The following is a 7,031-nucleotide window of genomic DNA, read 5'->3' as shown; positions in this document are numbered from 1 at the left end:
AAACCCCCATCCCCCTCCCTTTCAAAGACTTTCGACCTTACCCAGTCCCTGCTCCCGGCTTTTCCTGTCGGCGCTCTTAACGGATTTTATCCAACCTCTTTATATGAAGGGCTGCTGAACAATCGTGTTCAGCAGCCCTTCTGCTTTCAAGAAAAAACGCCACTCCCTGTCCCCTGGCAAAACGGGAACGCCGCAAACAGGGATTCGATAAAGTCGAAAAGTTTAGGAGGGAGAGAGGAGGGGGTCCGGGGGAGGGGGAGAGGGAACCCTTTTTAAAGGGTTCCCTCCCCCGGTTCCATATCCATACCCTACTCTTCCTCTCCCGCCTCCACACTCTCAACGTCTTCAACTTTCTTCTTTTGGGGCTTTTCGGTGAGCTTGCGGAAGACGAACACATCGACGCTGCGGCCTTCGGTCGCCTCAAGGGGAAATTCGGCACGCGCGAGGGCGCGGTGCCCGCCCGCATTACCGAGCGCACCAAGACGTGAGGCGGCGAATTCACCAAGATCGACATGCCCGTCACCCCGGAAGATGACAACGACGGTATCGTTGTACACGCCGCAAACGCCGACCCACTTGATGCTGTGAACATGTGTAAAGAAATCCGCAACCACCACAAGTATGTCCGGATTCTCCACCGTATCCAGATAGCAGTAGGCCCCGGAGCCGCACTGATGCATGGACGAGAAGGCGCGCGCAAAGTATTTGAGCCACTCGGGGAGGTATTCGCTGCGGGTGATACGCGTGAGCAAGGCGGTATCCCCGTGAGCGGCGAGATACTGGTAAGCGCGCAGGTCGATTTCCGTGCCCGTGCGGGTGAACGTCGCGGTATCCGTACGGATGCCGTATTGCAGGGCGGTGGCAAGCCGGATGCCGGGCCGGATGTGGTAAGCCCGCAGGTACTCCGTGAGCAATGTGCTCACCGCGCCGTACTGGGGCCGGATGTCCACATAGGCGGCGTCCACGGGATGCTCGGGAACAGCCGGATGATGATCGATAACAATGGAAAACGGGATACCCGCAAAGGCGGGGTTGTGATGCGGCTGCGAATCGACCATCGCGAAATGTGAATAGGAGGCTTTCAACTTGTCTGTCAGCGGAAGCATGGGGATGCGCAGATACCGGATCATCGCCAGATTGTCCGGCCGCGAAATTTCGTTGATCCGGGCAATGGTGACTTTCCCGGTACGATGGGACATGATCCGCTTGAGGGCCATAGCCGACGCCATCGCGTCGGGATCGGCATTGATCACGATGAGCCAGTCGTCATTGCGGTTGAATAATTCCAACAACTGCGTAAGACGCGAACTGAGTTTGCGGGTGGACGACATGGTGACTCCTTTCAGATTTCTCTGTGAAGTCAGGCTAGCGCCTTCCGCAAACTTTTTCCAGTAGCATAAAGACGAAAAGGACCAAAAACGTGCAAGAAAACATGCCTTCCGGCGCATTCCGCGCGCTTCGCCCCATTATCCTCGCCTCATCCTCTCCCCGCAGGCGCGAACTGCTCGGCAGCCTCGGCATCGACTTTACCATCAAGGTTGTGGACGGCTCCGAACCCGCCCCCACGCTGGAAGACGATCCCGCCGCCTATGTCATGCGGGCCGCGCAAGCCAAGGCCGAGGCCGTAGCCCGCGCCGCCGGGCCCGAAACGCCCGACGCGGTGGTCCTCGGGTCCGATACCATCGTCGTACTGCACGAGGAACACGGCCCGATCATCCTCGGCAAGCCAGCCAGCCGCGACGAAGCCCTTGCCATGCTGCTGCACCTCTCGGGCCGGACGCATACGGTATATACGGGGTGCTGCATCATCTGGCTGTCGGCCCACGGGGAAAACCGGACGGAACTGTTTTACGACGCCGCCGACGTCACCTTCGCGGAGTGGCCCGAAGACGTGCTCCGCGCCTACACCGCCACCGGCGAATGCGACGACAAGGCCGGTTCCTACGCCATACAGGGCCTCGGCTCCTTCCTTGTCTCGGGAATCAAAGGCCAATGGGCGACAATCGTGGGCCTCCCTGTACTTGCCGTGGCGCAAAGGTTTATGGCTGGGGGAAGTATCGCTCCTCGTCACTGTTTGGGAACAAATCCTTTATCGAAATAGAGGACACCCGCACCCAATTTTGAGTCGAATGCAGGACCAAAGCTGGACGTATCCATCCCCATGCTTGAGACTATATTTTGGGCTTGGCGGATCTGTGCATCACTCAGGTTGGCACGGTAATTGTCCTTAATCAGGTTGATGGACTTTCCGTCATTGGAATGAGCAACCATCTGCTGAATCCAACTCTCGCCGTTACTGTTCTTATGAACCTGAAAAGTCAATGTATCTCCACTCGCATTAGTGTATTGCAAATCGACATATGCACCGTTGCCACCTTGATTTACAATATTCTTTACTGTGTAGGAGACTCCATTGCCGAGAGAAATAACTTCGCCCAAAATGTCATCACGGAAATCATGGCTGTCGGTAGCCAATACTCTATCAAGATAACCGAGTACCGCCTGAGGAAAATTTCCACTGATCCCCTTTTCATCACTACACGACGGCAAATACAACTTCCCCCCCGTCTCTACCGCCGTGTCGTTGTCGCCACGCTTGGCGTAGATAACCACCCCGGCGGTGGTAAGGGTCCCGCCGCTGGCGCTTTCGTCAATACCAAGAGAAAAATCGCCGAACGTACTTTTGCCGTCGTCACTCAGCTTACTGATTTCGCTGACTTCCTCCACAGCCTTATCACACGGCTTTCCCTGCAAGATCTGTTGCCCGAAAGAAAGCTGGATGCGGGACTGCGCTTCGGCCACGGCGGAAAGGGCGGCCTTTTTCTCGGCGTCATCCTGCATATCAAAATACTTGGGGACGGCGACAGCCGCGAGGATGCCGAGGATGACCAGCACGGATATGATTTCGATCAGGGTAAAACCCAGACGGTAAGGAGAAGACTTCATAGATTCCCCGGCATGGCGGTAGGGTGACAATTGGGCGGGACTGCTTATCTGTAAATAACTGACTGAGGAAAATATACAAGATCACTCGGAAGAACTTTTTCCAGCCTCGAATGAGTGCAGCGCTTTTTCAAAATCGTCCCAGCTCCGACAGGCAATGATATCCGCCCTGAGCTGTTTCGAACCTTCAATATGGCGGACGTAGCGAGGTACGATGGTCCGCATTTTGAGCAGCGCCACCTTTTCCGTGCTGAGTTCCCTAGCCAGCCGCGCATGTTCCCGGATGCGGGCGAGCAGCGTCGCCACATCGGCAACCTCGGGTTCACGCCCGGCGAGAAGATCGAGATGAGCCTTGAAAATCGCCGGATCCCGCAAGGCCCCGCGCGCGTACATGACGGTATCCACGCCCGTTTCGGCGAGGCAGCGTACACCGTCCTCCGCCGTGAACAAGTCCCCGCTGGCGATGACGGGTAAGGAAACAAGCGCTTTCAACTCGCTGAGATATTCCCAGCGCGCCGTCCCGGTGAAGCCCTGCTTCGCCGTGCGGGGGTGCAGCGTCAGCCAGCCCGCGCCGAGCGCCTCCAGCGCCGGGGCCAGCACTCGCCACGTTTCGGCGGCGGGGGAACGTCCCGGCTCATCCCAGCCGAGGCGCAGCTTGAAGCCTACGCGTCCGCGCCCGGCAGCCCGGATCAGGGCTTCGGCAACGGCCAGGGCGTTGTCGATGTCTTTGCACATCGCCGCGCCGGACCCCGTGCGCGCCACCTTGGGGACGGAGCAGCCCATATTGCAGTCGAACCAGACGAACCCCTTGTCCCTGAGCTGCCCGGCCGCCGCCTCCATGAAAGGTGCCTCGCTGCCGAACAGCTGGACGACGACAGGCCCGTCCTCCGGGCAGGTGGCGAACAGTTCCGCCGTGCCGGGGCTCTTGTAGATGAGCCCCTTGGCGCTGATCATCTCGGTGCAGCAGACCGCCGCGCCGAACCGGCGGCACAACAGGCGAAAAGGCAAGTCCGACCATCCGGCCAACGGGGCGAGCCACGGCTTGTCGGGAGCGAAAGGCAAAAAGACGTCGTTCGGCAAGGTGGTCACCATCGGTCGCTCGTCCGCCGTGCGGAGGTTCTCCGTCCCGGCGGCCCGGCGAGGCTTGCGTACAATCTGTACATTATTGTTCGGACAGGGTATTGATAGTGCCTCAACATGAAGGACTAGACGCTTCTTAACCCGTTTTAACCACGAATGCCAACCCGTATACGAGAGCATACATGTCTTTGAAAATAGTCACTTATCCTAATCCGCTTCTTGGCAAGCCCAGCCTCCCCATCACTGAAGTCACCGACGAGATCCGTAAACTCGCCGAAGAAATGACCGAAGCGATGTACAAATCGGACGGCATCGGCATTGCCGCGTCGCAGGTGGGCCAGCTCATCCGTCTCGTCATCATCGACGTCACCGGCCCCGAAAAGCGCGAAGGGAAAATGGTGCTGGTCAATCCCGTATGGACGCCCCTTCCGGACGCCGGGTATGTGGAAAGCGAGGAAGGCTGCCTCTCCGTGCCCGACTACCGTTCCAAGGTCCGCCGTACCGCCCGGGTCCACGTCGAAGCCACCGATCTGGACGGCAACCCCGTCAGCTTCGACGCGGACGATATCCTTGCCATCTGCGTCCAGCATGAAATCGATCACCTGGACGGCAAGCTGTTCATCGACCGTATCAGCCGCCTCAAGCGGATCATGTTCGAAAACAAGCTCAAGAAAGGCACCCGTCAGAGTCAGGTGAAATAGATGGCCGCTCCGGAACAGAAAATGCGCGTCGTATTCATGGGGACGCCGGATTTCGCCGCCACGGTGCTCCGACATGTGGCGGCATGGCCCGGCTGCGAGGTCGTCGCCGCCTATTGCCAGCCCGACCGCCCCGCCGGGCGCGGGCACAAACTCCAGCCGCCCGCCGTCAAGGTGCTGGCGCAGGAGCTCGGCATTCCGGTCTTCCAGCCGCTCAACTTCAAGGACGAAGCCGACCGCGCCGCGCTCGCCGGGCTCCGCCCCGACGCGCTGGTCGTCGCCGCCTACGGCCTCATTCTGCCCCAATCCGTGCTGGACATCCCGACCATCGGGCCTTTCAACGTCCACGGCTCGCTCTTGCCCCAGTACCGGGGCGCGGCCCCCATCCAGCGGGCGATCATGGACGGCAACCACCTCACGGGGATCACCATCATGCGGATGGAGCGCGGGCTTGATACCGGGCCCATGCTGTTGCAGCGCGCGCTCGGCATCGGCATCGACGACACCGCCGCCACCATGCACGACGAACTGGCCGATCTCGGCGGGCGTCTCATGGTGGAAGTGCTCCGGCAGTACGCCGACGGCGATCCCTCCACGCCCATCCCGCAGGAAGAGGCGCTGGCGACCTACGCCGCCAAGCTGACCAAGGCCGACGGGCACATTGACTGGGATGAGGACGCCGCCGTCATCCATGCCCGTATCCGGGGCGTGACCCCGTGGCCCGGCGCACAGACGGTATTCCTGCTGCCGGGGCGCGATCCCCTGCCCGCGCTGCTTCAGCCGGGCCGGGTAGGTGAGACATTCACTGGTGGGCACCCCGCTCCGGGAACCCTCGTGGCCTTGCGGGGCGGCAAGCTGCTCATCGCCTGCCGCGACGCCCTGTATGAGGTTTCCACGCTCAAGCCCGCCGGAGGCAAGCCCATGTCCGCGGAGGCCTTCTGGAACGGTTATTGCCGCGCCGCCAACAAGGACGGCTGCGGCCGCGCCGTTTCTCCCTCTTTAGGATAGAAGACCGTGGGAGGGCGCTTTGTCCCAAAAGTGTCCGCCCACGCCCCCCCCACCCGCAAAAACGTTGACTGGTGGGGAGGCTGCGCACGAGGAGTCCCGTTGCGCGGAAAAAAATATCTTCCTTGATGTTCCTCAATCCTTTCACCTCATTCGGGCGAACCCAAGGTGAGCATCTCCAAGTCCGCATTTTCCCTGTCCAAGGATGAATACGAAGGTACCGGCAAGCGGCTGTTCATCGGTCTGGTGATCGGCACGGCCATCCTGCTCTGCGTGCTGCTTCTGCTCATCTGGCTTGTCCCGACCATCGGGTTCGCGGCCATCCATCCGTGGCTCCCGTTCATCGCGGGCATCGTCTTCGGCGGGGCCATCCTCGGAATCCTTTGGCTTTCCGTGGGGCTGGTGCTCCATGCCTACACCGGAAAGCCCATACTCGGCACATCGCGCCTGCGCGATATCACTATCCGCCTGCTCCTGCCGATCATGGAACTCATGGGCCGGATGATGCGCATCCCCGTAGCCGCCGTGCGCCGTTCCTTCATCAAGGTCAACAATGAGCTGGTCCTCAGCAGCGGCATCCAGTGCGAGCCGCGCCAGCTTCTCGTGCTCCTGCCCCACTGCATCCAGTCGAGCCGCTGCACCCACCGCCTTACCTACCACATCGACAACTGCGCCCGCTGCGGGGCCTGCCCGCTCAAGGACGTACTCAACCTGCGGGACACCTACGGCGTGCAGGTCGCCATCGCCACCGGGGGAACCATCGCCCGCCGCATCGTCGTGCAGGCCCGCCCCAAGCTCATCGTAGCCGTGGCCTGTGAGCGCGATCTGTCCTCCGGCATTCAGGATACGCACCCCTTGCCGGTCTTCGGCGTCATCAACGAGCGGCCCAACGGCCCCTGCCTCGACACCTTCGTTAGCATCCGGCGGCTCGAATCCGCCATCCGGCATTTCATCGGCATGAAGTAGAATGGCGTATGCCTCCGGCGGCAAGGGGCTACCGCCCCTTGACCCTGTCCGGGGATAATCGCTCTGCGTGCGATGCCCGTAAGGCTCACAAGCTCGCCCAACGGTCACGGCTTCGCCGCCCTTTGGGTCGAATTCCCCCCGGCCCCCTCAAAGCGGAAAGGACGGTTCCGCATCCGGCTTGCGCCGGAAACGGAACCGTCCTTTTCGTTCCGATGCCGTCAGGCGCGCCTTTCTTTTCGTTCGGACGGCATCAACAGCTTTTCTCTGAATAAAAACTCATTGGAGGCTTCACCGCTCAGCCATCCCCGAACCATCTGCGAACAGGGATTCGATAAAGTC

General features: G+C 60.5%; 7 protein-coding genes. 4 read left to right on the top strand and 3 right to left on the bottom strand.

The genetic code is table 11. The features are described 5' to 3' along the window. Positions 1-308 precede the first annotated feature (308 nt). Entirely contained in the window at positions 309-1,331 is a 1,023-nt protein-coding gene (locus HMPREF0178_RS09685) for a bifunctional oligoribonuclease/PAP phosphatase NrnA (protein ID WP_009733264.1), read from the bottom strand. Positions 1,332-1,420: 89 nt separating this feature from the next. Here HMPREF0178_RS09685 and HMPREF0178_RS09680 point away from each other — a divergent pair, with 89 nt between their 5' ends. Beyond that, on the top strand, positions 1,421-2,101 hold the full coding sequence (locus HMPREF0178_RS09680) for a Maf family protein (protein ID WP_009733263.1): 681 nt from the start codon (positions 1,421-1,423) through the stop codon (positions 2,099-2,101). Here HMPREF0178_RS09680 and HMPREF0178_RS09675 read toward each other — a convergent pair. Next, complete coding sequence (locus HMPREF0178_RS09675) at positions 2,068-2,946, bottom strand: type II secretion system protein (RefSeq protein WP_009733262.1); 879 nt, start codon at positions 2,944-2,946, stop codon at positions 2,068-2,070. The two genes, HMPREF0178_RS09680 and HMPREF0178_RS09675, sit on opposite strands and share 34 nt — an antisense overlap. Positions 2,947-3,027: 81 nt before the next feature. Continuing rightward, positions 3,028-4,035: a tRNA-dihydrouridine synthase gene (locus HMPREF0178_RS09670; RefSeq protein ID WP_009733261.1), complete on the bottom strand. Its 1,008-nt coding sequence runs from the start codon at positions 4,033-4,035 to the stop codon at positions 3,028-3,030. Between the two features lie 170 nt (positions 4,036-4,205). Here HMPREF0178_RS09670 and def point away from each other — a divergent pair, with 170 nt between their 5' ends. The 3 genes from def (at position 4,206) to HMPREF0178_RS09655 (ending at position 6,692) form a co-directional block, all read left to right on the top strand. Continuing rightward, on the top strand, positions 4,206-4,724 hold the full coding sequence (def, locus tag HMPREF0178_RS09665) for a peptide deformylase (RefSeq protein ID WP_009733260.1): 519 nt from the start codon (positions 4,206-4,208) through the stop codon (positions 4,722-4,724). Further along, a complete protein-coding gene (gene fmt / locus HMPREF0178_RS09660; protein ID WP_005028375.1) occupies positions 4,725-5,729 on the top strand; it encodes a methionyl-tRNA formyltransferase in 1,005 nt (334 codons plus the stop codon). Positions 5,730-5,894: 165 nt separating this feature from the next. Next, complete coding sequence (locus tag HMPREF0178_RS09655; protein ID WP_009733259.1) at positions 5,895-6,692, top strand: DUF116 domain-containing protein; 798 nt, start codon at positions 5,895-5,897, stop codon at positions 6,690-6,692. The last annotated feature ends 339 nt before the right edge of the window (positions 6,693-7,031 follow it).

This window comes from Bilophila sp. 4_1_30 (genome assembly GCF_000224655.1).
Classification (GTDB): domain Bacteria; phylum Desulfobacterota; class Desulfovibrionia; order Desulfovibrionales; family Desulfovibrionaceae; genus Bilophila; species Bilophila wadsworthia.
Note: the sequence above shows the minus strand (reverse complement) of the source record. Positions and strands in the feature narration are given on the sequence as shown.